Here is a 25,621-nt window from a genome sequence, read left to right as displayed (position 1 = left end):
CGGAATGCGAGATCACACTCCGGGGCCCGTACCGGGAATCGATACGATGAGCCCATGGTTTCCCACGACGTGAGCGACAAGACGCCGGGCATGCTGCTCGTGGCGCGGCTGCACGTCGACCTGTGCAGGCTGCAGAGCGCCATCTGTACGCGCTGACCTGCCGCCGCCGTACGGCCGAGAGCCGCGGCACCGCAACCGGCGTACTCCCTGCCCTGCCCGCGCTGCCGCGCGTCTTCCGACCTGACTTTCCTTCCGACAGGAGCCCGCAACCATGGCCATCGAGGTCCGCATCCCCACCATCCTCCGCACCTACACGAACGGCGAGAAGGCCGTCGAGGGCGGCGGGGCGACCCTTGCCGAGCTGTTCACCGACCTCGACACCCGTCACGCGGGCATCCGGGCCCGGATCGTGGACGGCGGCGAACTGCGCCGCTTCGTCAACGTCTACCTCAACGACGAGGACGTCCGCTTCCTCGACGGCATCAACACCAAGCTGACCGACGGCGACAACGTCACGATCCTGCCGGCCGTCGCCGGTGGCATGGCCTGATCGGCCGCTGGTCTCCGATGCGCTACGACTCCCCGCTCGCCGCGGTGGGCAACACCCCCCTGGTGCGCCTGCCGCGACTCTCGCCGTCCGCGGACGTCCGAATCTGGGCGAAGCTGGAGGACCGCAACCCGACGGGTTCGGTCAAGGACCGGCCGGCCCTCCACATGATCGAGCAGGCGGAGAAGGACGGCCGCCTGACTCCGGGCTGCACGATCCTGGAGCCGACCAGCGGCAACACCGGCATCTCCCTGGCCATGGCGGCGAAGCTCAAGGGCTACCGCATGGTCTGCGTCATGCCCGAGAACACCTCGCAGGAACGCCGTGAGCTGCTCGGCATGTGGGGCGCCGAGATCATCCCCAGCCCGGCCGCGGGCGGTTCCAACACCGCCGTCCGCGTCGCCAAGGAACTCTCGGCGCAGCACCCGGACTGGGTGATGCTCTACCAGTACGGCAACCCGGACAACGCCGGCGCGCACTACGCCACGACGGGCCCGGAGATCCTCGCCGACCTGCCGTCCATCACCCACTTCGTGGCGGGCCTCGGCACCACCGGGACCCTCATGGGCGTCGGACGCTTCCTGCGCGAGCACAAGCCGGACGTCAGGATCGTCGCCGCGGAACCGCGTTACGACGACCTGGTCTACGGGCTCAGGAACCTGGACGAGGGCTTCGTACCGGAGCTGTACGACGCCTCCGTCCTCACCACCCGCTTCTCCGTCGGCTCGGCGGACGCGGTCACCCGCACCCGGGAACTCCTCCAGCAGGAGGGCATCTTCGCGGGCGTCTCCACCGGAGCCGCGCTGCACGCGGCGATCGGCGTCGGCAACAAGGCCGTCAAGGCCGGTGAGCCGGCCGACATCGTCTTCGTGGTCGCGGACGGCGGCTGGAAGTACCTGTCGACGGGCGTCTACACGGCGGCGACGACGGAAGAGGCCATCGAGGCACTGCAGGGCCAGCTCTGGGCCTAGCCCGGGTGACGGGAGAGGCCGGACAGGCCGGACGGACCGGACCGGAGGGCGCGGGGACCGAACAGGGCCCCGCGCCCTCCGGCATGTCCGCGCTGCCGAGGAGGAGCCGCCGGGTCCGGGACCGGCCGAGAGGGGCCGGGCATGGGTGCGGGTCTAGATTAGGTCTACGTAAATGTCTAGGTCTGGGTGGTTATAGGTCTATGTCTACGTCGAGGCCGGGCTCAGCGGGCCAGGTAGCGGACCTGGTCCCACAGGATCGGATCCACCACACCGACCCGCCGCCGGAAATCGCCGACCGGCACTTCGCGCAGCTCGTCCGTCTCCAGGAAACTCGGCCGCCCGTGGGCGTCCCCCACGGCACCCGGCGGCAGCGGGATCACCCCGGGCCGCTCGCCGTGGTACTTGCTGGTGATCTTCGCGACGGTCACCCGCTTTCCGCGCACCACCAGCACCAGACACGGCCGGTCCTTGGCCTCCGGCCCGTCCTCGTAGGGGACGTTCGCCCACCAGATCTCCGCCGCCTTGGGCAGCGGCCCTCCGCGGAGCGTTCCGCCCCGGCGGGGACCCGTCGGCCGCCCCGGGGGACGCTTCCGCGCGGCCGGCCGGCGCCCGCGGCGCCCCCAGCCGTCCACCAGTGCCGCGACCAGCGCGAGCAGCACCACCGCCGCCAACGCGAGCCACCAGGACGTGTCCATACCGAAGAAGGTACCGGCGCGCATGTGCCGGCGCCCGCCCGGTGCGGACCCCGGTTGCCCCAAGGTCCATCCGAACCGGTGACACCACAGGTGAGTTCGCCCACAACAGCCCCTGGCGGAGGAGCGACCGGCCCTTTTGCGCCTTACGCTCGACGGACCGCACGACCCCCGTTCCCGTATCTGCAACCGAGTACCTGCACCCCGCATCTACTCTCTCTGCACTTCCTGCCAGCGCGGAGGTTCCAGCTCTTATGAAGCTCACCGTCGTCGGCTGCTCGGGGTCGTTCCCGTCCGCGGAATCGGCCTGTTCGAGCTACCTCGTAGAGGCCGACGGCTTCCGGCTGCTTCTCGACATGGGCAACGGTGCCCTGGGCGAGCTGCAGCGCCACTGCGGTCTCTACGACCTCGACGCGATCTTCCTCAGCCATCTGCACGCCGACCACTGCATCGACATGTGCGCGTACTTCGTCGCGCGCTACTACCGCCACGACGGCGGCCGCTGCGAGACGATCCCCGTCTACGGACCCGAGGGAACGGAACACCGCCTCACCACGGCCTACGCCGACACGCCGTCCGCGTCCTCGATGAGCGAGGTCTTCGACTTCCACACCGTCAAGCCGGGCACGTTCGAGATCGGCCCGTTCACGGTGTACACGGAGCGGGTGAGCCACCCCGTCGAGGCGTACGGCATCCGGGTGGAGCACGACGGAAGGTCACTGACGTACTCCGGGGACACCGGGGTGACCGAGGCCCTGGACGAACTCGCCCGCGACACGGACCTGTTCCTGTGCGAGGCCGCGTTCACCCACGGCAAGGAGAACATCCCCGGCCTCCACCTCAACGGCCTCGAGGCCGGCCAGACCGCCGCCCGCGCCGGCGCCCGCCGCCTCGTCCTCACCCACATCCCCCCGTGGACGGACGCCCCCACCAACCTGACGGACGCCCGCTCGGCATACCGGGGCCCGGTGGAACTGGCGGCACCGGGGGTCACGTACGAGATCTGACCGCTGTTACTGCCCGGCGCCGTCGTGCGGGCCGGGCAGTACACGGGCCAGCATCGCGAAGTCCTCGGTCACGCTCTGCCCCGCGCCCCGCGCGACGGCCTTGCCGTAGGCGGGCACGACCGTCTCGTACCGGCCGCTGGCGAGCGCCAGCGTCGCCTGGAGCTCGAAGAGCCGCGCCATCAGATGCCGGTTGCCCGGCTCCTCGTCCCGTTCGACGGCGGTGACGCCGTCGACGAGTGCGGAGAGACGTCCGAGCAGCCGGCTCGACTCCAGCACGGTGCGGTAGTACGTCGCTTCCACCGACCTCCCGGCCCCGGCGAGCAGCGCGGTGTAGGCGCGGATTTCCTCGGCTCCGCCGAAACGGACGGCCAGCTCGCACAGCAGGGCCCACGCGTCGACGGTCCGCTCCGACCGGTACTCCGGTCCCGCACCGGGAACAGCACCCTTGAAGGCCTTCTCGATCCGGGTGAAGGCCGCCATCAGTTCCTGTCGGGACATGGTCCGGTAGTCCAGGGTGTCGCGGACCTCGTAAAAGGCCCACTTGGGGTTGTCGGGCTCCTCGGCCGCGGCCAGCCGGCAGAGTCGGCCGTACCGGTCGCGCTTTCCGCGGGCGTCGACCACGTTCGGCAGATACCCCGAGTGGTCCAGCCGCACATCGATGCCGACGCGGGCCGGCGCGTTCCCCGAGACGTCGTAGGGGTGCTCGTGGACGCGGCCCATGAAACGGAAGGGGCTGCCGGAGCGCAGGAAGCGCTGGGTGTTGGTGTAGGTCGGGCCGTCGATGTCGGCGATCGCGGGCGACACGACGAAGTCCGCCGTGGGCAGGAGGTGGTCGAGGACGGTCAGTGCGCGGCGGATGCGGCCCCCGTGCTCAGCGGCGAGGACCTCGTCCGCGTCGACGTGGAGTATCCAGCCCTCGGTTACGTCGGCGAGGGCGAGGTTGCGGTGGTGGGAGAAGTCCTCGACCCAGGGCGCGGAGAGGACGCGCAGGTCAGGCCGGGCCCGGCGGGCACGTTCCAGTGTGGCGTCCGTGGAACCGGAGTCGATCAGCAGGCAGTGGTCGGCGTCGCGGGCGAGCGCGAGGAGCGTGCCCTCGACACGGTCCTCCTCGTCGCGGGTGAGGACGACGGCCGTGACAGTGGCGGGCCGGCTCCGCTCGTACGACGCTGCCAGCCGCGCGCAGTCGGAAGAGACGAGCTCGGTCTCTGCGAGGTCCAGGGACACTGTGGTGATCAGGGCCAGGTCGGCGGCCAGCCGGGACGGTGGGAGGCCGCCGTCCGTGCGGACGAGATCGAGCAGCTTCGCGAGCTTCATCGGAGGGGGGGCCTTTCCGGTCGGGACTCAGCCGAGGGTGTGGACGAGGTCGAACGCAATGTCCTGGACATGGCCGTGCGAGACCATGACCTTCGTTCCCTTCACCGAGCCCAGGTGGCCCCAGATGAGGGTGAGGGTCTCTCGGTCGATCCCGCTGAACGTCTCGTCGAACAGGTAGACCTCTGGGGCGTGCAGGACGGCACGGGCTATCGACAGCGGGCTCTTCACGCTCCTGTGGGGGCACCGGTCCATTCGCTTTCCGGGCATGCCGAATTCCCCGGACCGGCCGTCGGCCCGGGGAATTCGGCTGTGCTGGACGGAAAGCCTGGAGTTACTTGGCCTCGGCCTTCTGCAGTTCGGCGAGTTCCTCGTCGGACTCGCGGCCCGGCGTCGGGAGGTTCCACTTGGTGATCGCGAAGCGGAAGACGACGTAGTAGACGGCGGCGAAGCACAGGCCCACCAGGACCAGGCCCCAGGGGTTGGACGCGATGCCTATGTTGAGGCCGAAGTCGACGGCGCCTGCCGAGAAGCCGAAGCCGTCCCGCATCCCGAGCGCCCAGGTGAGCGCCAGCGAGACACCGGTGAGGACCGCGTGGATCGCGTACAGGGCCGGCGCGATGAACATGAACGTGAACTCGATGGGCTCGGTGACACCCGTGACGAACGAGGTCAGGGCGAGCGAGAACATCATGCCGCCGACGACCTTGCGGCGCTCGGGCCGTGCGCAGTGCACGATCGCGAGGCAGGCCGCGGGCAGTGCGAACATCATGATCGGGAAGAAGCCCGTCATGAACTGACCGGCGGTCGGGTCACCCGCGAGGAAGCGCGAGATGTCGCCGCTCTTGCCGTGGTAGTCGCCCGCCTGGAACCAGGGGTAGGAGTTCAGCAGGTGGTGCATGCCGATCGGGATGAGCGCACGGTTGGCGACACCGAAGATGCCGGCGCCCACGGCGCCCGAACCGACGAGCCACTCACCGAAGTTGTGCAGACCCGTGCCGAGGACCGGCCAGATGTAGCCGAAGACGATGCCGATGACCAGGCCCGCGAAGGCCGACAGGATCGGGACGAGCCGCCGGCCGCCGAAGAAGCCCGCCCAGTCGGGCAGCTTCGTGCGGTAGAAGCGCTGGTAGAGCAGGGCCACGACGATGCCCATGACGACGCCGCCGAGCACCTTGGCGTCCACCGGGGCGTCGACCATGACGACCTTGCCGTCGACGGCCGTGGCCACCTTGGGCAGGTTCTTGTCGGTGAACGTGGCCAGCACGTTCTTGAAGACCAGATAGCCCACCACGCCGGCGAGCGCGGTCGAGCCGTCCGACTTCTTCGCGAAGCCGATCGCGATGCCCACCGCGAACAGCAGCGCCATGTTGTCGAGGATCGCGTTGCCACCCGCCGCCATGAAGCCGGCGATCTTGGTGAGGAACGCCGGGAACGACGGGCGCCCCAGCATGTCGGGGTTGCCGAGGCGCACCAGGAGCGCGGCTGCGGGCAGCACGGCGACCGGCAGCATCAGGCTGCGGCCGATGCGCTGCAGCACCGCCATCGCGCCGGCGCCCTTCTTCTTCTCGGCGGCGGGTGCCGCGCTGGCCGTGGTCATCAACTTCCTCCAGTTGGCAAGGCGCCGCCCAGGGGACAGGGGAGAGGACGGCGGCGTCTTCGACGGCACGCGGCGACGCTCGGCCTCGCGTGGTCTACACCACTCAGTGGTGTAGACCTGTTTCTAGCACGGTGAAGGCTGGATAAGGAACCCACGAATTTTGTGGTCTCGGCCATAACGGGAACAACCGGTTCCGGTCATGCCGAAGGGCCCCCGGACCGGCTGTCCCGGGGGCCCTTCGTGCGGCAGTCCGCGTCGCGCTCGTGCAGAGGTCTATACCTTGACGGCGGGAGACTCGTCTCCTGGCGGGGGAGGGCTACGCCTTCGTGGTGTCCTCGACGTCCTCGTCGGGCTCCCGCCCCGGAGTCTTCAGATCGAACTTCGTGATCGCGAACCGGAAGATCGCGTAATAGACCGCGGCGAAACACAGCCCGATCGGAACGATCAGCCATGGCTTCGTCGCCAGGTTCCAGTTGATGATGTAGTCGATCAGACCCGCGGAGAAACTGAAGCCGTCGTGCACACCGAGCCCCCACGTCACCGCCATGGACACACCCGTGAGGACCGCGTGCACCGCATACAGCAGCGGCGCGATGAACAGGAACGAGTACTCGAGCGGCTCGGTGATGCCCGTGACGAACGACGTCAGCGCCACCGACAGCATCAGGCCGCCGATCTCCTTGCGCCGATGCGGCTTCGCGGTGTGCGTCATCGCCAGCGCCGCCGCCGGCAGCGCGAACATCATGATCGGGAAGAAGCCCGTGAGGAACTGCCCCGCGTTCGGGTCGCCGGCCAGGAACATGTTGATGTCCCCGTGCACGACCTGACCGTCCGGCTTGGTGTAACTGCCGAACTGGAACCAGATGGGCACGTTCAGGAACTGGTGCAGACCGATCACCAGCAGCGCCCGGTTGGCCAGCCCGAACACACCCGAACCCCACGCCCCCAGTCCCACCAGCCAGTCACTGAAGTTCTCCAGCCCCGTACCGATCGGCGGCCAGACCCACAGGCACAGCGAGGCGAACGCGGCGGCCACGAACGCCATGATGATCGGCACCAGGCGCCGTCCGTTGAAGAAGCCGAGCCAGTCCACCAGCTTCGTCCGGTGGTAGCGCTTCCAGAAGTACGCCGACAGCAGTCCGATGACGATCCCGCCGAACACCCCGGGATTCTGGTAGCTGAACTCCACGACGGAGTTGTCCTCGAGCTGGCAGCCCAGCTTGATCTTGACACTCCCGCCCGGACAGGTCTCCGGGAACGCGCGCAGCACGTTGTAGTACACGAGGAAGCCCACGACCGCCGCGAGCGCCGTGGAGCCGTCCGACTTCTTCGCCATACCGATGGCCACGCCGACACAGAACAGCATCGGCAGCCCGAGCTGACCGTCCAGCAGCGCGCCGCCCGCCGCCCCCATCACCTTGGACAGGTTGTCCCAGCCGAGCCCGTCCGCGCCGAACACATCCGGCTGCCCCAGCCGGTTGAGGATGCCCGCCGCCGGCAGCACGGCGATCGGCAACTGCAGGCTCCGGCCCATCTTCTGCAGCCCCTGGAAAGCCTTGTTCCAGCGGGCGCGCGCTGGCGAGACGGCGCTGACGGCACTCATGGGCGTCCTCCGGGCCGGACCGGTTTGGCGACAGCCCGTCCACTGGTGTAGACCAGTTGGCGACGCGTCGCTCTGTCGTGACCGCCATCCTTCGGCACCCACGACATGACCGCTCGCGAAGATGGGCCAACTGTGGGTTACTGCGACAAAGCGGTTCTGATCAGGGAGTAGGACATGGCCACCAAGGCTGAGAAGATCGTCGCCGGGCTCGGCGGCATCGACAACATCGAAGAGGTCGAAGGCTGCATCACCCGCCTCCGTACCGAGGTCGCCAACCCGGACCTGGTGAACGAGGCCGCCCTGAAGGCCGCCGGCGCGCACGGAGTCGTCCGGATGGGCACCGCCATCCAGGTCGTCATCGGCACCGACGCCGACCCCATCGCGGGCGAGATCGAAGACATGATGTGAGCGACCGGACCCGCTGAGGCCGGCCCGGCTCCCCGCGAGCCACCCACCGCTTCACTGGCTCCGACTCACCCGTGAGGGGCTGTTTCCGCCACCGGCGGGCAGCCCCTCACGCCTGTGCGGATAGGCTCGACGCCATGTCTCGAATCGACGGCCGCACCCCCGAACAGCTGCGCCCCATCACCATCCAGCGTGGCTGGAGCAAGCATGCCGAGGGCTCCGTCCTCGTCTCCTTCGGCGACACCAAGGTCTTCTGCACGGCCTCCGTCACCGAAGGCGTCCCCCGCTGGCGCAAGGGCAGCGGCGAGGGCTGGGTCACCGCCGAATACTCCATGCTGCCCCGCGCCACCAACACCCGCGGCGACCGCGAATCGGTCCGCGGCAAGATCGGCGGCCGGACCCACGAGATCAGTCGCCTCATCGGCCGCTCGCTGCGCGCCGTCATCGACTACAAGGCGCTCGGCGAGAACACCATCGTCCTCGACTGCGACGTCCTCCAGGCCGACGGCGGCACCCGCACCGCGGCCATCACCGGCGCGTACGTCGCCCTGGCCGACGCCGTCACCTGGGCCCAGGGCAAGAAGCTGATCAAGGCCGGCCGCAAGCCGCTCACCGGCACGGTCTCGGCCGTCTCCGTCGGCATCGTCGGCGGCGTCCCCCTCCTCGACCTCTGCTACGAGGAGGACGTCAGGGCCGACACCGACATGAACGTCGTGTGCACCGGCGACGGCCGCTTCGTCGAGGTCCAGGGCACCGCCGAGGCGGAGCCCTTCGACCGCAAGGAACTCAACGCCCTGCTGGACCTCGCCGTCGGAGGCTGCGACGAACTCGCCGCGGTCCAGCGAGCGGTACTCGAAGCGACCGGTGAGGCAACCGCGCCTTAACCCCTCGCGTTCTTATGGGTACGGGCGTACGGTCCAGCCGTGCGCCCGCCGGCCCCTTCGGGCGGATCGGGCCGACCGCACAGCGGGCCGGTGCGGTCCGCCGACGTGGCCGCGCCACATCATGCCCACGGGGAGGGACCGTTCCATGGCCGCGCGCCACCGCAATCGCCGCCGTACCGCCGTACTCGCCGTCGTCGCCGCACTCGTCGCCCTTCCGGCGGCCGTCGGCTGCGACGCGGTCAACAAGGCGCTCGACTGCGTGCAGACCGCCGACTCGATCGCCGACAGCGTCACCGCGCTCCAGCAGGCCGTGGAGAACGCGGCGAACGACCCGACGCAGACCGACGCGTCCCTCAACTCGATCGAGAACAACCTCTCCAAGATCGGCGACAAGACCGACAACGCCGACGTCAACAAGGCGGTCGACGACCTCAACAAGGCCGTCGGCAACGTCCGTACGGCCGTCAAGAACGGCGACAGCACCCCCGACATCAGCCCCGTCACGGCGGCGGCGGGCGAACTGACGAAGGTGTGCACGCCGTAACGGGTGCGGGTGGACCGGGCGGAGCCCGGCTCGGGACCGGACCGGACCGGACGGGGGACCTCGGCCGGGCCCGGCTCGGGACCGGTACCTGGGACCGACACCTGGAACCGACCGGGACCGGTCGGGGGCCGGGCTCGGGAACTGGCAAGCGGTCCGGCTCGGGATCCGACCGGGCGGGGGATCACGGCCGGGGGCCCGCTCGGGACCGGACAAGGGCCGGACCTGGGAGCGGACTCGGAGATACTGGCGACCATGACCCGCCTGATCCTCGCCACCCGCAACGCCGGAAAGCTCACCGAGTTGACGGCGATCCTCGCCGACGCAGGGCTCGCCCATGAGCTCGTCGGCGCGGACGCCTACCCCGACATCCCCGACGTCAAGGAAACCGGCGTCACCTTCGCCGAGAACGCCCTGCTGAAGGCCCACGCGCTGGCGCGGGCCACCGGACTGCCCGCCGTCGCCGACGACTCAGGCCTGTGCGTCGACGTCCTGAACGGCGCCCCGGGCATCTTCTCCGCCCGCTGGGCCGGCCGACACGGCGACGACCGGGCCAACCTGGACCTGCTCCTCGCCCAGCTCTCCGACATCGACGCCCCGCACCGGGGCGCCCACTTCGCCTGCGCGGCGGCGCTCGCCCTTCCGGACGGCACGGAACGCGTGGTCGAGGGCCAACTCCGCGGCACCCTGCGGCTCGTCCCCGCCGGTACGAACGGCTTCGGCTACGACCCGATCCTCCAGCCCGACGGCGACACCCGAACCTGCGCGGAGCTGTCCCCCGCGGAAAAGAACGCGATCAGCCACCGGGGGAAGGCCTTCCGGGCGCTGGCGCCGGTGGTGCGGGAGTTGTTGGGCTGAGGGGTGCGCACCGCGTACCGACAAGGTTCGGCTTGCGGAAGTCGCAAGCCGAACCTTGCAAGAGAAGGTGAGTGCGGCCTGAGGGATTCGAACCCTCACGGGATTTCTCCCATCGCGCCCTAAACGCGAGGCGTCTGCCGTTCCGCCAAGGCCGCCGGCTGCCCGTCGTCAAGCGTGACGGGCGGGTGCAAGTGTACGGCGATCCACGGCTGTCCGGCGAGCGGCAGCCTGTCCTTGTTGCCGCAACTCGCGCATGCGTACGGCACTCCGACTTCCTTCAGGGCTCTGTGCAGTTGGGTCCTGGTGTACGGAGCAGTGAACCGCTCATCGGACAGTCGCGCCCAGCGGTGGATTTCTGATCGTCGGTGAAGCCTTCCGGGCTCGGACCTCTGTCCGCTCGGGAGGCTTTTTTTCATGTCTGTGACCCAGTTCGAGAGGGAAATCCTGCCCGGCGACGTCACCGTTCGTCGGGCGACCGGTGACGATCGTCCGGCCGTGGAGCGGCTCTGGCTGCTGTTCCGGCACGACCTGTCCGAGTTCGGTGGTCAACTGCCCGGATCGGATGGGACGTTCCGTGGCGAGCGACTCCATGCGGCCTTCACCGACTCCGACGACCGGTCCCCGTATCTCTTCACGGCCGGCCGGAGTGGATCTCGTTCTGACCCGCGGCCGCGGCAGGGGCTCAGTGCCCCGACGTAGCCTTCAGGCCCACCACCGACACCAGGAGCAGGCAGACGAAGAAGATGCGGGCGGCTGTGGCCGGTTCGCCGAGGACGAGCATGCCCAGGACCGCCGCGCCCGCCGCGCCGATGCCGACCCAGACGCCGTAAGCGGTGCCGATCGGGAGCGACTTCGCCGCCTGTGACAGCAGGACCATGCTGGCGACGATGCCGGCGGCGGTGAGCGCGCTCGGGACCGGGCGGGTGAAGCCCTCGGTGTACTTGATTCCTATCGACCAGCCCACTTCGAGCAGACCGGCGATGATCAGCAGAACCCAGGCCATGGGGACCTCCGGGAGACGACGGCTCGACGGGTGCGTCGTCTTTGCGGTGCCCGGTACGGCGCGTCTCGTCGGGGGTTCTTCCACCGTAGCAAAACAATGGCAAAGGGGCCGGTGACCATGGTCACCGGCCCCTTCGGGTGGCGTATGCCCTACAAATACAGGCCGGTGGAGTCCTCGGACCCCTCGAAGCGGTCCGCGGCCACGGCGTGCAGATCCCGCTCGCGCATCAGCACGTAGGCGATGCCGCGCACCTCGACCTCGGCCCGGTCCTCCGGGTCGTACAGGACCCGGTCGCCCGGCTCCACCGTACGGACGTTCTGCCCGACCGCGACGACGTCGGCCCAGGCGAGGCGACGGCCGACCGCCGCCGTCGCGGGGATCAGGATGCCGCCGCCGGAGCGCCGCTCGCCCTCGGCGGCGTCCTGCCGTACCAGCACGCGGTCGTGCAGCATCCGGATGGGCAGCTTGTCGTCATGGGTGCTGTGCGTTTCACGATTGGCGCTCACGCCCCCGAACCTACCTGTCCCGGCCAGTTTCGTACGCGGGCGGGTCAGCGCTTGCGGCGCCGCGTGCCCACCACGAGCAGCCCGACGAGTCCCACCGCGACGAGAGCCGCCGGGATGATGCGCTCCAGTCGGGGCGCGCCCTCCTCGGTGACGAACTGCCCCTTCACGTCGCCGACGACGCGGTTGACGCCGACGTAGGCCTGTCCGAGTGTGTGATCGATGTTGGAGGCGATCTTGGCCTTGGCGTCTCCGACGATGGTCTTCGGGTGCACCCGTACGCCGATCTCGTCGAGCGTGTCGGCGAGTGTTGTGCGGCGGTGCTTGATGTCCGCCTCGATCTGCGCCGGAGTCCTGGTATCCGGCGTTCTCGACGTATCCGACACCGCGCTGCCTCCGTGGTCGTGTAATGACTCCCTGATTCGGACAGTCTGTCAGTTCGGACCGGACCGCACCCCTCGGCACCCCCCATTACGCTCGTTCCGTATCCATTCCATCCACCCCGGCCACGTGAGGTTCCGATGAGCGAGCGACTCCAGCCCGGCGACACCGCCCCCGCCTTCACCCTGCCCGACGCCGACGGCAACGAGGTCTCCCTCGCCGACCACAAGGGCCGCAAGGTCATCGTCTACTTCTACCCGGCCGCTCTGACTCCCGGCTGCACGAAGCAGGCCTGCGACTTCACGGACAACCTCGACCTGCTGGCCGGTGCCGGTTACGACGTCATCGGCGTCTCCCCGGACAAGCCCGAGAAGCTCGCCAAGTTCCGCGAGAAGGAGTCCCTGAAGGTCACCCTGGTCGGGGACCCCGACAAGACGGTCCTGGAGGCGTACGGGGCCTTCGGGGAGAAGAAGCTGTACGGCAAGACCGTCGTCGGTGTCATCCGCTCCACGGTGGTCGTGGACGAGGAGGGCAAGGTCGAGCGGGCGCTGTACAACGTGAAGGCGACCGGGCACGTGGCGAAGATCATCAAGGACCTGGGGATCTGACCGCCGGACCGGCGCCCGCGCCGGCTGTCCGGACCTCAGTGTTTCTGTTTCCTGTGCGTGAGCCCGCTCAGGGGTCCCTGGCCCGCTGTCGTGCCCACGATGCCGCCGTCCGTGGCGCCACCGTCGGTCGTGGTGCCGCCGGTCGTGGTGGCTCCGGTGGCGCCGCCGTCCGTGGTGGTGCCACCGGTGGTCCCGGTCGTGGTTCCGCCGGAGGCGTCGGTGCCGCCGTTCGTCCGGCCCTGGGTCCGGCCGCCGGTCCGGCCGTTCGTCCCGCCCTGGGACTGGCCCTGTGTCCGGCCGTTCGTCGACGCCGGTGTGCTGCCGTTGGCCCCGCCCTGTGTGCCGCCCGCGTCCTGGCCGCCGTCCGTGGTGCCGCCGCCGTCCTGGTTGTCGGTGGCGTCCGGTGTGCCGGGGTCGTAGCCGGGGTCGTCCTGTTCGTCCGCGCCCGGCTGGAGCTGGAGGTCGAAGTCCGACGCCTCGGTTCCGTCCAGGGCGTCCTGGGTGAACTGGGCCCAGATCTGCGCGGGGAAGCCGCCGCCGTTGACGCGGGGCTGTCCGAGGGCGCCGTACAGGGATTTGTGGGCGCCGGTCTCGGGGTCCTGGCCCATCACGGCCACGACGGTGGCGAGGTCGGGGGTGTAGCCCGCGAACCAGGCGGCGGTGTCCTCCTCGGCTGTGCCGGTCTTGCCCGCGGCGGGCCGGCCGGCGTCCTGTGCTGCCTGCCCGGTACCGCCGTCGACGACGCTCTGGAGCATGGAGGTCGTGGTGTCGGCGGCCTCGCGGCTCACCACCTGCCGGGTGCCCGGCAGGGCGTTCCGGGCCGGCGACTGCACGTCCTCCGAGCCTTCCTTGGTGATCTTCTGGACGAGCGTGTACGTCCCGTGGCCGCCGTGGTTGGCGAGGGTGGCGTACGCCTCCGCCATGTCGAGGACGCTGGCGGTGGCCGGTCCGAGCGCGATGGACGGGGAGGCGGTCAGGTCGGGGGTGTCGGCCGGGAGGCCGAGGGCCACGGCGGTCCTCTCCACCTTGGCGGGGCCGACGTCGACGGCCATCTGCGCGTACACCGAGTTGACCGACTTGTCGGTGGCGGTGCGGACGGAGATGTCTCCGTACGAGACGCCGTCCTCGTTCTCCGGCGCGTAGGAGCCGCCGTTCCAGCCCTGCACGGGACGCTGGTCGGTGCCGTCGTAGACGGTGTTCGGGGTGATCGTGCGGCCGTCCTCGGTCTGTGAGCCGTTCTGGACGGCGGAGGTGAAGACGAACGGCTTGAAGGTGGAGCCGACCTGGTAGTCGCGGCGGGTGGCGTTGTTGACGTACTGCTTGGTGTAGTCGATGCCGCCGTACATCGCGAGGACCTTGCCGCTGGACGGGTCGATGGCGACGCCGCCGGCGCGGACGTAGGTGTCGACCTTGCGGTTCTTCTTGTCGAGCTGGTCCATCACCTGGTCGTTGACGGCCTTCACGAAGGCGTCCTGCTTGGACTTCTGGAGTGTCGTGGTGATGCGGTAGCCGCCACTGGTGAGGGTGTCCTCGTCGAGGATCTTGTTCGAGGCCAGATAGGCGTTGACGGCCTGCACGAGGTAGCCGCGCTGGCCCGACAGGCCCGCCGAGCCCTTGGCCTGCTTGGGCGCCGGGAAGGCGACGCGGTCGCGCGCGGCCCGGGTCAGCCACTTCTGCTTGAGCATGCCGTCGAGGACGTAGTTCCAGCGGGCGAGGGCCGCGGCCCTGTTCTCGGGGTGCGCGATCACGTCGTACTCGCTGGGGGCGTTGAGCAGTGCGGCGAGGTAGGCGCCCTGCCCGACGGTCAGGTCCCTGGCGTTCACGCCGTAGTAGGCCTGGGCCGCGGCCTGGATGCCGTAGGCGTTGCGGCCGTAGTAGCTGGTGTTGAGGTAGCCCTCCAGGATGTCGTCCTTGCTCTTCTCCCGGTCGAGCTTGATGGAGATGAAGAACTCCTTCACCTTCCGGGTGACCGTCTGTTCCTGGCCCAGGTAGTAGTTCTTGACGTACTGCTGGGTGATCGTCGAGCCGGACTGTCTGCCCTTGCCGGTGACCGTGTTCCAGCCGGCGCGGAGCATCGCCTTGGGGTCGATGGCGGACTCGCTGTAGAAGTCCCGGTCCTCGGCGGCGAGGGTGGCGTGCTGGGCGTCCTTGGAGATCTGCGCGAGCGAGACGTTCTCGCGGTTGATGTCACCGTCGCGGGCGAGCTGGCTGCCGTCGGCGTACAGGTAGACGTTGCTCTGCTTGATCGCGGCGGCGTTCGCGGACGGGATCCTGACGAGGAAGTAGCCGAGCGCGAAGAGGCCGGCCAGGAGCAGCACCGCGCCGAGGATCGTGCCGAGCAGCATGCGCCAGGTCGGGACGAGCCGGCGCAGGCCGGTCCGCTTCGGCCGCTGTTTCCGCTTCGGCTTCCCGCCGGGCTTGCCCGGGGCCCTCTGTGGTCCCGTCTGCGGTCCCGCCGCGGTGGCCGGGGCCGGGCGGGGGCCCGTTCCCGGTTCCCTGGGTGCCCAGCCCTGGCTGCGCTGCTGCGGCTCGTCGCTCATCTGTTCGCCGAACTCCTGTTTCGCGTCGTACGTTGCCATACGCCCTCGTACGCCTGATACGTCACCTCTTGAAGACTCTCGCACCATGCGTTCCGTTCCCCGATCCCGGCACGCGTCGCGCCGGAAAATGCGTGGCGGGTCACGCCGGGCCGGGGCTAGGCTCCTGCGCTTTGGCCCAACGCTGAGGACGGGGACGGGTTGTGGGCACGGCGCGGCTGTACGCGGCTGTCGCGGGAAGCGGGTTCCGGCGGTACGCCACCTATCGGACGGCCACCGCGGCGGGCGTCTTCACCAACACCGTCTTCGGGCTGATCCTGGCGTACCTGTTCATCGCCCTGTGGGACACGAAGCCGCATCTGGGCGGCTACGACCAGGCGCAGGCGCTGAGTTACGTGTGGCTCAGCCAGGGGCTGCTGATGGTGGTCGCGGTGATGGGCGGCGGCTTCGAGGAGGAACTGATCGAGCGCATCCGAACGGGTGACATCGCGATCGACCTGTACCGGCCGGCCGACCTCCAGATGTGGTGGCTCGCGCAGGACATGGGCCGGGCGCTGTTCCATCTGATGGGCCGCGGAGTGATCCCGCTCGTCTTCGGCGCGCTCGTCTTCGACCTGGCGCTGCCCTCGGATCCGCTGACCTGGCTCGCCTTCCTGGTCGCGGTCGCGCTCGGAGTGGTCGTCGGGTTCGCGATCCGCTTCCTGGTGGCGCTGTCCGCGTTCTGGCTGCTCGACGGCGCGGGGGTGGCGCAGCTGACCTCGATCGCGGGGATCTTCTGCTCGGGGATGCTGCTGCCGCTGAACGTCTTCCCGGGGGTCCTCGGCGAGGTCGTACGGGCGCTGCCCTGGTCGTCGCTGATCCAGGCTCCGGTGGACGTCCTGCTCGGCACGGCGGACCCGCTGGGCACGTACGCGGTGCAGGCCGCCTGGGCGATCGGGCTGCTCGCGGCCGGGCGGCTGGTCCAGTCGGCGGCGACGCGGAGGGTGGTGGTTCAGGGTGGCTGACCCGGTGGCGGAAGGGGAGCCGACTGTGGCGGGCCCCATGGCGGAGGCGGCCCTGGGCGTGGCCGGTCCGATGGAGGAGGCGGCCCGGGCGAAGGCGGGTCGGACGGAGGAAGGGGCCCGGGGCGTGGCGGGTCTTTCGGAGGAGGCGCGCGGGGCTGCCGGCCCGGTGCGCGAGCGGGCGCGGGTCGTGGGCGGCCCGGTGCGGGGGACGGTCCGCGCTGCGGATTCCCACCCCTTCGGGCGGCAGGGGGCGTACGAGCGGCTGCGGGACGGGCTGCGCGCCTACCGGCTGATCAGCGCTATGTGGATCCGTTCCACGATGGCCTACCGGGCCTCCTTCGCGATGACCGCGTTCGGGAACTTCGCGGCGACCGCTCTCGACTTCGTGGCGATCCTGCTGATGTTCTCGCAGGTCGACCGGCTCGGCGGCTACAGCCTGCCCGAGGTCGCCCTGCTCTACGGGCTGTCCGGCACCGCCTTCGGGCTGGCGGACCTGGGTCTGGGCTCGATGGACCGGCTCGGGCGCCGGGTGCGGGACGGCACCCTCGACACGCTCCTGGTGCGTCCGGTGCCCGTGCTCGCGCAGGTCGCCGCGGACCGCTTCGCACTGCGCCGTCTCGGCCGGATCACCCAGGGCCTGCTCGTCCTCGGATACGCCCTCGCCGTCCTCGACATCCACTGGACGCCGCTCAAGGTGCTGATGATCCCGATGACGGTGCTCAGCGGCGGAGCGATCTTCGCGGCGGTGTTCGTGGCCGGCGCGGCCTTCCAGTTCGTCGCGCAGGACGCCTCCGAGGTGCAGAACTCCTTCACGTACGGCGGCAATACGCTCCTGCAGTACCCGCCGACCGTCTTCACCAAGGACCTGCTGCGCGGGGCGACCTTCGTCCTCCCGCTCGCCTTCGTCAACTGGCTGCCCGCGCTGTATGTGCTGGGGCGGCCCTATCCGCTCGACCTGCCGACGTGGGTCGCGTTCGCACCACCTCTCGTGGCGGCGGGCTGCTGCGCGCTGTCCGGGATCGCCTGGCGCGCGGGGCTGCGCGCGTACCGGAGTACGGGAAGTTAGGGGAATGGGCGTGGCCATCGCCGGAAACAGCGAACACACCGGTCCGGGGGGCGACTTCACCCGGCGGGGCGGAGAGAGTGCCGCTCCGGAAAGGGAATCGACCGGGCCGGTCGGGGGTGCGGGCGCGGAGAGCGGGTTCATCGAACTCGACGGTGTCGAGAAGGTCTTCGACGTGCGCAAGAAGACGGGGTTCCTGCGCGGTGAGCGGCGGCAGGTGCGGGCGGTCGACTCGATCTCCTTCACCGTGGCGCGTGGTGAGATGGTCGGCTACATCGGTCCGAACGGCGCCGGCAAGTCGACCACGATCAAGATGCTCACCGGCATCCTCACCCCGTCGGGCGGCCGGCTGCGGGTCGCCGGTCTCGACCCGTCCCGTGAGCGCACCCGTCTGGCGCGCCGGATCGGGGTCGTCTTCGGGCAGCGTACGACGCTGTGGTGGGACCTCCCGCTGATCGACTCGTATCGGCTGATGCATCGCATGTACCGCATCCCCGACGCGCGTTTCCGGGAGAACCTCGACCGCTGTGTCGAACTCCTGGAGCTCGGCGCCCTGTTGGACGTGCCCGTGCGGCAGTTGTCGCTGGGGCAGCGGATGCGCGGGGACATCGCGGCGGCCCTGCTGCACGACCCCGAGGTGCTCTACCTCGACGAGCCGACGATCGGGCTCGACGTGGTCAGCAAGGTACGGGTCCGGGAGTTCCTGCGGGATCTGAACGCCGAGCGCGGCACCACGGTTCTGCTCACCACGCACGACCTCACCGACATCGAGCAGTTGTGCCGGCGGGTGATGGTCATCGATCACGGGCGGCTGATGTACGACGGCGCGCTGAGCGGGCTGCACGAGGTGGGGGAGAGCGAACGGACCCTGGTCGTGGACCTGGAGCGGGAACTGCCGCCGATCGAGGTGGAGTCGGCGCGGGTGGTGAAGGTGGAGGGGCCGCGGCAGTGGCTCGCCTTCCCCGCCGGCCGGTCGGCGGCTCCGCTGGTGGCGCGGATCGCGGCGGAGTACCCGCTGCTGGACCTCTCGGTACGGGAGCCGGACATCGAGGCGGTCATCAGCCGTATGTACGCCGGGAAGACGGCCTCGTAGCGGGGGCCTCCCGGAAGGGCGGGCCGGATGGCCCACGGGCGGGGGAACTCGTAGGCTGCTGTCCATGACCGACGACGAACTCCCGGAGCTGCGCGCCTCCGACGCCGATCGTGAACGTGTCGCCGAACAGCTGAGGGACGCCCTCGCGGAGGGCCGTCTCGACATGGAGGAGTTCGAGGAGAGGCTGGAGGCGACGTACACGGCCCGTACCTACGGGGAGTTGACGCCGATCACCCGCGATCTGCCGGGCGCGGTCCCGGCCGCGCGTATCTCCATGGTCAAGCAGCCGGTGGACGAAGGGAGTTGGGGCGCTCGTATCGTCGGCGGCGAGGGCTCGTCCTCGTGGGCGGTGGCGATCCTGTCCGGCTTCGAGCGCAAGGGCCGCTGGACCGTGCCGAAGCGCTTCAACTCCTTCGCCTTCATGGGCGGCGGTGAGATCGACCTGCGCGAGGCGAATTTCGCGGACCGCGAGGTCGTCGTCAACTGCGTCGCGGTCATGGGCGGGATGAACGTGATCGTGCCACCCGGCGTCGAGGTCGTCGTCCGCGGCATCGGCATCATGGGGGGCTTCGACCACAGCGAGTCGGACCACGCAGGTGACCCCGGGGCACCCCGGGTGATCGTCACGGGCTTCGCCTTCTGGGGCGGTGTCGGTGTCGAGCGCAAACTCACCCGCGCCGAGCGCCAGCGGCTGAAGGAGGAGCGCCGCCAGGAGAAGCTGGAACGCCGCGAGGCCCGCAAGGAGTTGCGGGGCTCGCAGGACGGGGGCCTCGGTGACGCGTTCGACGCGCTCGACGATGTCCGCGACCTGATCCGCGACCGCCACGAGGACCGCCGTGAGCGCCATGAGGAGCGTCGCCGGCGCCATGATGAGCGCAGGGAGCGGCACCGGGAGCGCCGGGACGACCGACACCGACGGCGGGACGGCGACTACTGAACTCCGGCGGTGGCCACGGACGTTGGCGCCCGTAGCCGACTGCTGTCCGTGCCGTCGTGGGCCGCGGGAACCCGGTCGTCACCGGTGCGCGGGCGTCCGGCGGATCACCGGTGCGCGGGCGTCCGGCCGATCACAGTTCCGCCGGGGCCGATCCCTTCAGGTCCTCCAGGTCGAACACGTCGGCCATCCGCCGGAACCCCTCGTCGTCGGGGTGCAGATGATCGCCCGAGTCGTAGTCGGGCCGCAGCCGGCGCGGGTTGTGCGGGTCCCGCAGCGCGAGGTCGAAGTCGACGACGGCGTCGTACACCCGCCCGGCCCGGATCTCCGCGTTCACGGCCTCGCGTACGGCCTCCCGCTCGTCCGTGTACCCGCGGTGCCCCTGGAAGGGCATCAACGTGGCCCCGACCACCCGCAGTCCACGGGCGTGCGCCTGCCGCACCAGGGTCCGCAGGCCGTCGGTGACGGTGCGCGGATCGACCGGGTCCGGGTTGCGCAGGATGTCGTTGACGCCGAGGTCGACGACGACGGCCTTGACGCTCGTACGGTCGAGCACGTCGCGTCCGAACCGGCTCAGCCCGCTGGGGTTGTCGGCCGGCCGGCCGGAGCCCGCGGCGAGGATCTGGTTCCCGCTGATGCCCTGGTTGACGACGCTGTAGCGGGGGGTGTCGCCGGATCCGGCCGACGCGCGCAGCCGGTCCGAAAGGACGTCCGTCCAGCGGCGGTTGGCCCCCACGGTGGAGGTGACGCCGTCGGTGAGCGAGTCACCGAGGACGACGACGGTGCCCGTGGCCTCGTCGCTCAGCACGTCGAGCGCGGTCAGGTAGCGCCAGTACGGGCTCTGTTCGGTGTACGGGGCGGCGCTCACGTCCTCGGTGCGGTCGCCGTCGGCCACGTACGAGATCTGCCGGGCGCGCGGGTGGTAGGTGACCGGACCGGACGGGGTCGGCGAGTACGTCGTCACGAGGACGTCCACGCCGTGCGGGATACGGACGCGCACGGCGTCGCTCATCACCTGCCCGCCGGAGGGGACCACGACCGCGGTGGCGCCGCCGAACGTGAGGCGGCGCATGGTGTCGGCCGTGGCGGCGGCGTTGTTCGCCGTCGCGGCGACGGCGATCGTGGCGTGCGTGACGACCAGCGGCTGCTGCCCGTAGAGATTGGACAGCGTGACGCGGGCACTCGTACCCCCGGCGGCCGTGTGCACGACGTTGCGCACGGAGCGGCCCGCCAGTCCCCGCTGCTCGGTGCCGGGCTCGGCTCCGGCCGGGGAGGCCGACCAGGCGCCGACCCAGGTGCCGGTGGAGGCGGGGGCGGCGGCGCCGTGCGACGTGCGGCCGCCGGCGACATCGGTCCTGGCGCGGCTGCCGTCGCCGGCCGCGGCGCCGAGGTAGATGGCTCCGGAAAGGACCACGACCACGGCAAGGACCGCGGCGAGCAGGGCATAACCGTGACGCTTGGTCATGCGGTGCGTTTCTCCTCGAGCGAGGGAGCCCGGGGCTCCGATGTGATCACCCCATGATGCGGCATGGGGTGGCAGCGCTCCGACGCGCCCCCTAGGGGATCCCCTGGTCGATTCCCCATCCGAACAGACGCCGGGAACTCCTGTGTCGTTCCAGGAGTCGGTCAGGGGGAGAGGGAGAAAGGGACAATGTGTACGGGGCGCGACGGGGCCTGCGAACGGGTGGAGTGAATGGAACGCACGAATTCGGGTGAAGCGGACGGCATGGAGCAGCATGCCCGTCCCGGCACCGCCGCGAACGCCACGGGTGCTTCGAGCGCCACGAGCGCCACGAGTGCCGCGACGGCCGCCGGACCGCCGGGCCGGGCGATGAACACCTTCAGCCCCGCCGACGAGGAGAAACGCCGCGGCGTGCGCCGGATGAAGACGACCGCCACCGGCCTGCTGCTCTTCGTCGCCGTCGTCTACGTCCTGGCCAAATGGGCCTCGCACGAGGGCGCGGGTGCCTGGGCCGGTTATGTCGCGGCGGCCGCCGAGGCGGGCATGGTCGGCGCGCTGGCCGACTGGTTCGCGGTCACGGCCCTGTTCCGGCACCCGCTCGGGCTGCCCATCCCGCACACCGCGATCATCCCCACCAAGAAGGATCAGCTCGGCGTCTCGCTGGGCGAGTTCGTCGGCGAGAACTTCCTCTCCGAGGAGGTCGTCAGACAGCGGCTGCGCGCGGTGGGCATCGGCAGCAGACTCGGCGCCTGGCTCGCCGATCCCGACCACGCGGACCGGGTCACGGCCGAACTGGCCGCCGCGCTCAGAGGCGCGCTGACCGTCCTCAGGGACTCCGACGTCCAGGCCGTCGTCGGGGAGGCGATCACCCGCCGCGCCGACGCCCAGGAGATCGCGCCCGGCATAGGGAAAATGCTGGAGAGGATCGTCGCGGACGGCGGCCACAGACGGTTCGTCGACCTGGTGGTCACCCGCGCCCACGACTGGCTGGTGTTCCACGACGAGCAGGTGATGGGCGCCGTCCAGGGCGGCGCGCCCGGCTGGACACCCCGTTTCGTCGACAAGAAGGTCGGCGAGCGCGTCTACAAGGAACTGCTCCGCTTCGTCACCGAGATGCGCGACTCCCCGTCCCACCCGGCCCGTGGCGCCCTGGACCGGTTCCTCACCGACTTCGCCTCCGACCTCCAGTCCGACACCGACACCCGCGCGCGCGTTGAGCGCCTCAAGGGCGAGGTGCTGGGCCGCGGCGAGGTCCAGGATCTGATCGCGTCCGCGTGGACGGCCGTACGGTCGATGATCGTGTCCGCGGCCGAGGACGAGCGCAGTGAACTGCGGCTGCGCGTGCGGGCCTCACTGCTGTCCCTCGGGGCCCGGATGGCCACCGAACCCAAGCTCCAGGCCAAGGTCGACAGCTGGGTGGAGGGCGCCGCGGTGTACGTGGTGACGACGTACCGCAAGGAGATCACCTCGCTCATCACGGACACGGTCGCGGGCTGGGACGCCGAGCACACGACCAAGAAGATCGAGGCGAACATCGGCCGTGACCTGCAGTTCATCCGGATCAACGGCACCGTGGTCGGCTCACTGGCCGGACTGCTGATCTACGTGGTGTCGCACGCGCTGGGGGCATGACCGGCCGGGGAGGAAGCCGGGACACGGGGTCGGGGCGGGAGCCCGGCGAGGAAGCCCGGCGAGGAAGCCGGGACAGGGAGCCGGGACAGGAAGCCGGGACGGGGAGCCGGGCGAGGGCTCGCGCCCGCTGCCCGCCGGGCGCCTCACGGGCCCGTTCCGAGAAGCCGGTTCTGAGTACGCGTACTCTGTCGCGCCCCCGCCGGGCGCGGAATTCTCGTACGCATGACCGAGAAGCTGCTCCGCCCTCTGCGAACGCGCCCCTGGCCGGAACGCTGGCTGACGCGTGTGCTCGGCGCCGCCCTGTCCTGCGCGGCGTACCTCCTCTGCCTCCCCTGGGACCTGCGCAACCGCCCCGGGACGCCGGGCTCGGCCGTGGAGACGACCCCGGTGACCGCGACCGGTGTCGTCGCCCTCGCCGCGCTCCTGCTGCTCCTGGCCGTCCACTTCGGCCTCCGGGACGCGCTCGCCTGGCCGCTGCTGCTGGTCGCGGTGCCTCCGGCGACCCTGCTCTACGTGTCCCTGCGCACCCATCCCGGCGCCCCGGACGGCTTCGCCGACGTATGGCCGCTGACGTGGGCGGCCGTCACCCTGCTGGCGGCCGCCACCGTGCTTGTCGTGGCCTCGGTGGCGCGGCAGTTCAGGTCAGACTTGCCGGACGCCCTGGAGGAGGAGCTGGCCCTGGCCGGCCGCCGCCGGGACGCCGGTCCACCGTTCGCGACGAGCGGGGGTCCCATGGTCCGTGACGACAACCGCACCGGTGCGTGACGAGAACCGGCTCACCGTTCGTGGGCCGCGAGGAGGCAGGCCATGACCGTCCGAAGGATCGTCCCCGACATCCGGGTCGGGTCCGAGAAGGACATGACCGCGAACCGGGACTTCTACGGCCTGCTCGGCTTCGAGGAGGTCATGAACCAGGGCTGGGTCATGACGCTCGCGTCGCCGTCCAACCCCACCGCGCAGATCAGCTTCCTCACCGAGGAGCGCACCGCCCCCGTCGTCCCCGACCTGAGCGTGGAGGTCGAGGACGTCGACGCCGTGTACGCGCGGGTGATCGCGTCGGGCGCGGAGGTCCTGCGGGAGCCGCGGGACGAGGAGTGGGGCGTACGACGGTTCTTCGTACGGGATCCGAACGGGCGGGTGGTGAATGTGCTGGGACATCGGGGCGAGGGCGTACTGGGATGAGGCGAGGGCGTACCGCCTGTCTCCCGGACGGCCGCGGCCACCGTGAGCAGATGCGGCTTCGTCGCCGTCCAGCGCATCCGGAACTCGGGCCGCCGCCCCACGAGTACGGGCATCCGGCCGGCCCCTCCCACAGCGTGGCGCATCCGTCCGCCGTCAACGGACGCTCCACGAGGGTCTCTCGTCCTGGCGCGGTTCATCGCGGGAGCCGCCTCGTGGTCGGTGTTCTCCGCGTGTTGTCAGGCGACGCGGAGGATGCTCTTGCCATGGGTCGTTCCCTCGGCGAGGCGCTGCACGGCCATGGCCAGGTCCTCGAGGGCGTACTCGGCAGTGATGTCCATGCGGACCTTGCCGTCGGCGACGAGGCCGAGTGCGCGGCGTGCACTGTCGGCGAGCCGCTGAGGGTGGGTCCGGCTGAGCAGGTTGCTGTTGTAGGTCAGCAGTGACTTGCCGTGCGTGAGGAGGTCGTTGGTGTCGGCGCGGACGGGTTCGTACGTGGCGAGGTTGCCGTATGCCACCAGCCGGCCGTGCGCCGCGAGCTGTTCGAGGCCGGCGGTGCGCGTCGGGCCGCCGACCGGGTCGAGGATGACGTCGGGCTTCTCGTCGCCGAGCTCGGCCGGGAACTCCTCGCGCAGCAGAAGCTGGTCGTACCCGAACTGCGCGGCGTAGTCGGCCCTGTCGGCACTGCCGACTACACCGACGATCCGGCCCGCTCCGGCCAGTCGGGCGAACTGGGCAGCGAGCGTGCCCACCGAGCCGGCGGCGGCGTGGATCAGTACGTTCTCGCCGGGCCGCACGTGCGCGGCGGTGTTGATCAGGTCGTAGGCGGTCGGCGCGCCCCACCCGAGACCCGCGGCCGTCCTCAGCGGCATGCCGCCGGTGTCGAAGGTGAGCGGGGCGGGTGCCAGGACCACCTCGGCGTAGGCGCCCGAGGCGGTCAGTGCGGTGACGGGCGCGCCGACACGGCGTGCGTCGACACCCGCGCCGACCGCGACGACGTGCCCGGCCGCCTCGAACCCGGGGACGAAAGGACGCGGTACGGCGAAGTGGCCGTCCCTGACCATCGTGTCGCCCCACTGGATCCCGGCGTAGGCCACACGGATCGCCACTTGGCCGGGGCCGGGGGTGGGCTCATCGAGTTCGGCGACCCGGTAGCGGTCATCGGCGTCGAGAACGACAGCCTTCACGATTACAGCCTCCTGCGTTGACTCAGTATCCTGATAGTCGAGACGCTATGTATATAAGGTTCCTGAGTCAACCCATGAACCTGTCAGTGGAGTGAGGGTGCGCGGTGGAAATCCCGATCGAGAACGACCTCTGCGCCCGGATCAGGCGGTCGGAGCAGGCGTTGATGGCGCACCATGAGGCGGTACTGCGCGCCTACGGGCTGACCATGACCCAGTACACGGTGCTGTTGGTCATCTCGCGCGAAGGTGGCATGTCCGGCGCCCAACTGGCCCGCTCCTGCGGGGTGACGCAGCAGAGCATGAGCAGCGTGCTGGCCAATATGGAGAACAAGGAACTCATCCGTCGCGAGACGTCTCCCGTGCACGCCAAGGTACAGATCGCCACCCTCACGGCTGAGGGTCAGGCGCTGCTGGACCGCGCCTACCAGGAGGTGATCATCCTTGAGCGCGCACTCACCGACGCGTTCACGCCCTCCGAGCACACCGCGCTCTGCGAACTCCTGGAACGCGCCACCACGGTCCTGATCCAGCAGACGCGCCACGCGGTAGCCCCGCCCACGGCCTGAGTGCCGCCACGGTGTGCCGTCGGCTCAAGGCTGACGCGATCAGGCCCTGG

General features: G+C 70.2%; 28 protein-coding genes, 1 tRNA gene and 1 riboswitch. Of the genes, 17 read left to right on the top strand and 12 right to left on the bottom strand.

The genetic code is table 11. The annotated features are described in order from the left end of the window. The first annotated feature begins 54 nt into the window (after positions 1-54). The 3 genes from ACIQRL_RS06410 (at position 55) to ACIQRL_RS06400 (ending at position 1,518) form a co-directional block, all read left to right on the top strand. The gene (locus ACIQRL_RS06410; protein ID WP_313904860.1) at positions 55-156 is read left to right on the top strand and encodes a putative leader peptide; all 102 of its coding nucleotides are present in this window, start codon (positions 55-57) and stop codon (positions 154-156) included. A 115-nt stretch (positions 157-271) separates the two neighbouring features. Further along, the gene (locus tag ACIQRL_RS06405) at positions 272-550 is read left to right on the top strand and encodes a MoaD/ThiS family protein (protein WP_037619201.1); all 279 of its coding nucleotides are present in this window, start codon (positions 272-274) and stop codon (positions 548-550) included. A 17-nt stretch (positions 551-567) separates the two neighbouring features. Next, positions 568-1,518 carry a PLP-dependent cysteine synthase family protein gene (locus ACIQRL_RS06400; RefSeq protein WP_401327690.1) on the top strand — a complete coding sequence of 317 codons (951 nt, stop codon included), beginning with the start codon at positions 568-570 and terminating at the stop codon, positions 1,516-1,518. A gap of 221 nt (positions 1,519-1,739) precedes the next feature. Here ACIQRL_RS06400 and ACIQRL_RS06395 read toward each other — a convergent pair whose 3' ends face one another. Continuing rightward, the gene (locus ACIQRL_RS06395) at positions 1,740-2,213 is read right to left on the bottom strand and encodes a type II toxin-antitoxin system PemK/MazF family toxin (RefSeq protein ID WP_401327688.1); all 474 of its coding nucleotides are present in this window, start codon (positions 2,211-2,213) and stop codon (positions 1,740-1,742) included. 251 nt (positions 2,214-2,464) lie between these two features. Between ACIQRL_RS06395 and ACIQRL_RS06390 the strand changes: the two genes are divergently transcribed. Next, a complete protein-coding gene (locus tag ACIQRL_RS06390; protein ID WP_401327685.1) occupies positions 2,465-3,217 on the top strand; it encodes an MBL fold metallo-hydrolase in 753 nt (250 codons plus the stop codon). A 6-nt stretch (positions 3,218-3,223) separates the two neighbouring features. On the opposite strand, the gene ACIQRL_RS06385 is transcribed toward ACIQRL_RS06390, so the two are convergent. From ACIQRL_RS06385 to ACIQRL_RS06370, 4 genes are all read right to left on the bottom strand, one after another. Then, positions 3,224-4,531, bottom strand: a complete 1,308-nt coding sequence (locus tag ACIQRL_RS06385) for a glycosyltransferase (RefSeq protein WP_401327682.1) — start codon at positions 4,529-4,531, stop codon at positions 3,224-3,226. 27 nt (positions 4,532-4,558) lie between these two features. Next, positions 4,559-4,759 carry a hypothetical protein gene (locus ACIQRL_RS06380; protein WP_401327680.1) on the bottom strand — a complete coding sequence of 67 codons (201 nt, stop codon included), beginning with the start codon at positions 4,757-4,759 and terminating at the stop codon, positions 4,559-4,561. A 103-nt stretch (positions 4,760-4,862) separates the two neighbouring features. Beyond that, complete coding sequence (locus ACIQRL_RS06375; RefSeq protein ID WP_401327677.1) at positions 4,863-6,128, bottom strand: PTS transporter subunit EIIC; 1,266 nt, start codon at positions 6,126-6,128, stop codon at positions 4,863-4,865. A gap of 316 nt (positions 6,129-6,444) precedes the next feature. Next, positions 6,445-7,731, bottom strand: coding sequence for a PTS transporter subunit EIIC (locus ACIQRL_RS06370; RefSeq protein WP_401327674.1), 1,287 nt, complete (start codon positions 7,729-7,731; stop codon positions 6,445-6,447). A 174-nt stretch (positions 7,732-7,905) separates the two neighbouring features. Here ACIQRL_RS06370 and ACIQRL_RS06365 point away from each other — a divergent pair, with 174 nt between their 5' ends. The 4 genes from ACIQRL_RS06365 to rdgB all read left to right on the top strand — a co-directional run bounded on the left by ACIQRL_RS06365 (position 7,906) and on the right by rdgB (position 10,419). Further along, positions 7,906-8,139, top strand: coding sequence for a PTS glucose/sucrose transporter subunit IIB (locus tag ACIQRL_RS06365; protein WP_351122607.1), 234 nt, complete (start codon positions 7,906-7,908; stop codon positions 8,137-8,139). 134 nt (positions 8,140-8,273) lie between these two features. Next, a complete protein-coding gene (rph, locus tag ACIQRL_RS06360) occupies positions 8,274-9,020 on the top strand; it encodes a ribonuclease PH (RefSeq protein ID WP_401327671.1) in 747 nt (248 codons plus the stop codon). Positions 9,021-9,165: 145 nt separating this feature from the next. Continuing rightward, entirely contained in the window at positions 9,166-9,564 is a 399-nt protein-coding gene (locus ACIQRL_RS06355) for a hypothetical protein (protein ID WP_401327669.1), read from the top strand. 252 nt (positions 9,565-9,816) lie between these two features. Next, positions 9,817-10,419, top strand: a complete 603-nt coding sequence (gene rdgB / locus ACIQRL_RS06350; protein WP_401327668.1) for an RdgB/HAM1 family non-canonical purine NTP pyrophosphatase — start codon at positions 9,817-9,819, stop codon at positions 10,417-10,419. A 72-nt stretch (positions 10,420-10,491) separates the two neighbouring features. Here the strand turns inward: rdgB and ACIQRL_RS06345 are convergent. The 4 genes from ACIQRL_RS06345 to ACIQRL_RS06330 form a co-directional block, all read right to left on the bottom strand. After that, a tRNA-Leu gene (locus tag ACIQRL_RS06345) sits at positions 10,492-10,574 on the bottom strand. Between the two features lie 527 nt (positions 10,575-11,101). After that, positions 11,102-11,422, bottom strand: coding sequence for a DMT family transporter (locus ACIQRL_RS06340; RefSeq protein ID WP_401327665.1), 321 nt, complete (start codon positions 11,420-11,422; stop codon positions 11,102-11,104). A 29-nt stretch (positions 11,423-11,451) separates the two neighbouring features. Continuing rightward, positions 11,452-11,522: riboswitch (guanidine-III (ykkC-III) riboswitch) on the bottom strand. A 49-nt stretch (positions 11,523-11,571) separates the two neighbouring features. Beyond that, positions 11,572-11,874 (bottom strand): co-chaperone GroES, encoded by a 303-nt coding sequence (locus ACIQRL_RS06335; protein WP_103554526.1) that lies wholly within the window; start codon positions 11,872-11,874, stop codon positions 11,572-11,574. 98 nt (positions 11,875-11,972) lie between these two features. After that, on the bottom strand, positions 11,973-12,311 hold the full coding sequence (locus ACIQRL_RS06330; protein ID WP_401327663.1) for a DUF3618 domain-containing protein: 339 nt from the start codon (positions 12,309-12,311) through the stop codon (positions 11,973-11,975). A 135-nt stretch (positions 12,312-12,446) separates the two neighbouring features. Here ACIQRL_RS06330 and bcp point away from each other — a divergent pair, with 135 nt between their 5' ends. Next, complete coding sequence (gene bcp, locus ACIQRL_RS06325; protein ID WP_037619171.1) at positions 12,447-12,914, top strand: thioredoxin-dependent thiol peroxidase; 468 nt, start codon at positions 12,447-12,449, stop codon at positions 12,912-12,914. Positions 12,915-12,949: 35 nt separating this feature from the next. Here the strand turns inward: bcp and ACIQRL_RS06320 are convergent, their stop codons facing one another. Beyond that, positions 12,950-15,454, bottom strand: coding sequence for a transglycosylase domain-containing protein (locus ACIQRL_RS06320; RefSeq protein WP_401328147.1), 2,505 nt, complete (start codon positions 15,452-15,454; stop codon positions 12,950-12,952). 200 nt (positions 15,455-15,654) lie between these two features. Between ACIQRL_RS06320 and ACIQRL_RS06315 the strand changes: the two genes are divergently transcribed. The 4 genes from ACIQRL_RS06315 (at position 15,655) to ACIQRL_RS06300 (ending at position 19,548) form a co-directional block, all read left to right on the top strand. Next, positions 15,655-16,455: an ABC transporter permease gene (locus ACIQRL_RS06315; RefSeq protein WP_401327661.1), complete on the top strand. Its 801-nt coding sequence runs from the start codon at positions 15,655-15,657 to the stop codon at positions 16,453-16,455. A 70-nt stretch (positions 16,456-16,525) separates the two neighbouring features. Next, a complete protein-coding gene (locus tag ACIQRL_RS06310; RefSeq protein WP_401328144.1) occupies positions 16,526-17,521 on the top strand; it encodes an ABC transporter permease in 996 nt (331 codons plus the stop codon). A gap of 139 nt (positions 17,522-17,660) precedes the next feature. Further along, the gene (locus ACIQRL_RS06305) at positions 17,661-18,611 is read left to right on the top strand and encodes an ATP-binding cassette domain-containing protein (protein ID WP_401328141.1); all 951 of its coding nucleotides are present in this window, start codon (positions 17,661-17,663) and stop codon (positions 18,609-18,611) included. Positions 18,612-18,675: 64 nt separating this feature from the next. After that, the gene (locus ACIQRL_RS06300; protein WP_401327658.1) at positions 18,676-19,548 is read left to right on the top strand and encodes a DUF1707 domain-containing protein; all 873 of its coding nucleotides are present in this window, start codon (positions 18,676-18,678) and stop codon (positions 19,546-19,548) included. Between the two features lie 130 nt (positions 19,549-19,678). Here the strand turns inward: ACIQRL_RS06300 and ACIQRL_RS06295 are convergent, their stop codons facing one another. Further along, complete coding sequence (locus ACIQRL_RS06295; protein ID WP_401327655.1) at positions 19,679-21,010, bottom strand: SGNH/GDSL hydrolase family protein; 1,332 nt, start codon at positions 21,008-21,010, stop codon at positions 19,679-19,681. Positions 21,011-21,238: 228 nt separating this feature from the next. On the opposite strand from ACIQRL_RS06295, the gene ACIQRL_RS06290 reads away from it, so the two are divergent. From ACIQRL_RS06290 to ACIQRL_RS06280, 3 genes are all read left to right on the top strand, one after another. Further along, positions 21,239-22,639 (top strand): DUF445 domain-containing protein, encoded by a 1,401-nt coding sequence (locus tag ACIQRL_RS06290; RefSeq protein WP_401327653.1) that lies wholly within the window; start codon positions 21,239-21,241, stop codon positions 22,637-22,639. A gap of 222 nt (positions 22,640-22,861) precedes the next feature. Continuing rightward, positions 22,862-23,404, top strand: a complete 543-nt coding sequence (locus tag ACIQRL_RS06285) for a hypothetical protein (RefSeq protein WP_401327651.1) — start codon at positions 22,862-22,864, stop codon at positions 23,402-23,404. A gap of 42 nt (positions 23,405-23,446) precedes the next feature. Further along, positions 23,447-23,821: a VOC family protein gene (locus tag ACIQRL_RS06280; protein WP_401327648.1), complete on the top strand. Its 375-nt coding sequence runs from the start codon at positions 23,447-23,449 to the stop codon at positions 23,819-23,821. A 236-nt stretch (positions 23,822-24,057) separates the two neighbouring features. Here the strand turns inward: ACIQRL_RS06280 and ACIQRL_RS06275 are convergent, their stop codons facing one another. Next, on the bottom strand, positions 24,058-25,005 hold the full coding sequence (locus tag ACIQRL_RS06275; protein ID WP_401327646.1) for a zinc-binding alcohol dehydrogenase family protein: 948 nt from the start codon (positions 25,003-25,005) through the stop codon (positions 24,058-24,060). A gap of 104 nt (positions 25,006-25,109) precedes the next feature. On the opposite strand from ACIQRL_RS06275, the gene ACIQRL_RS06270 reads away from it, so the two are divergent. Continuing rightward, positions 25,110-25,571 (top strand): MarR family winged helix-turn-helix transcriptional regulator, encoded by a 462-nt coding sequence (locus ACIQRL_RS06270; protein ID WP_401327643.1) that lies wholly within the window; start codon positions 25,110-25,112, stop codon positions 25,569-25,571. Positions 25,572-25,621: the final 50 nt, after the last annotated feature.

The organism is Streptomyces sp. NPDC091209 (genome assembly GCF_044757755.1).
GTDB lineage: Bacteria > Actinomycetota > Actinomycetes > Streptomycetales > Streptomycetaceae > Streptomyces.
Note: the sequence above shows the minus strand (reverse complement) of the source record. Positions and strands in the feature narration are given on the sequence as shown.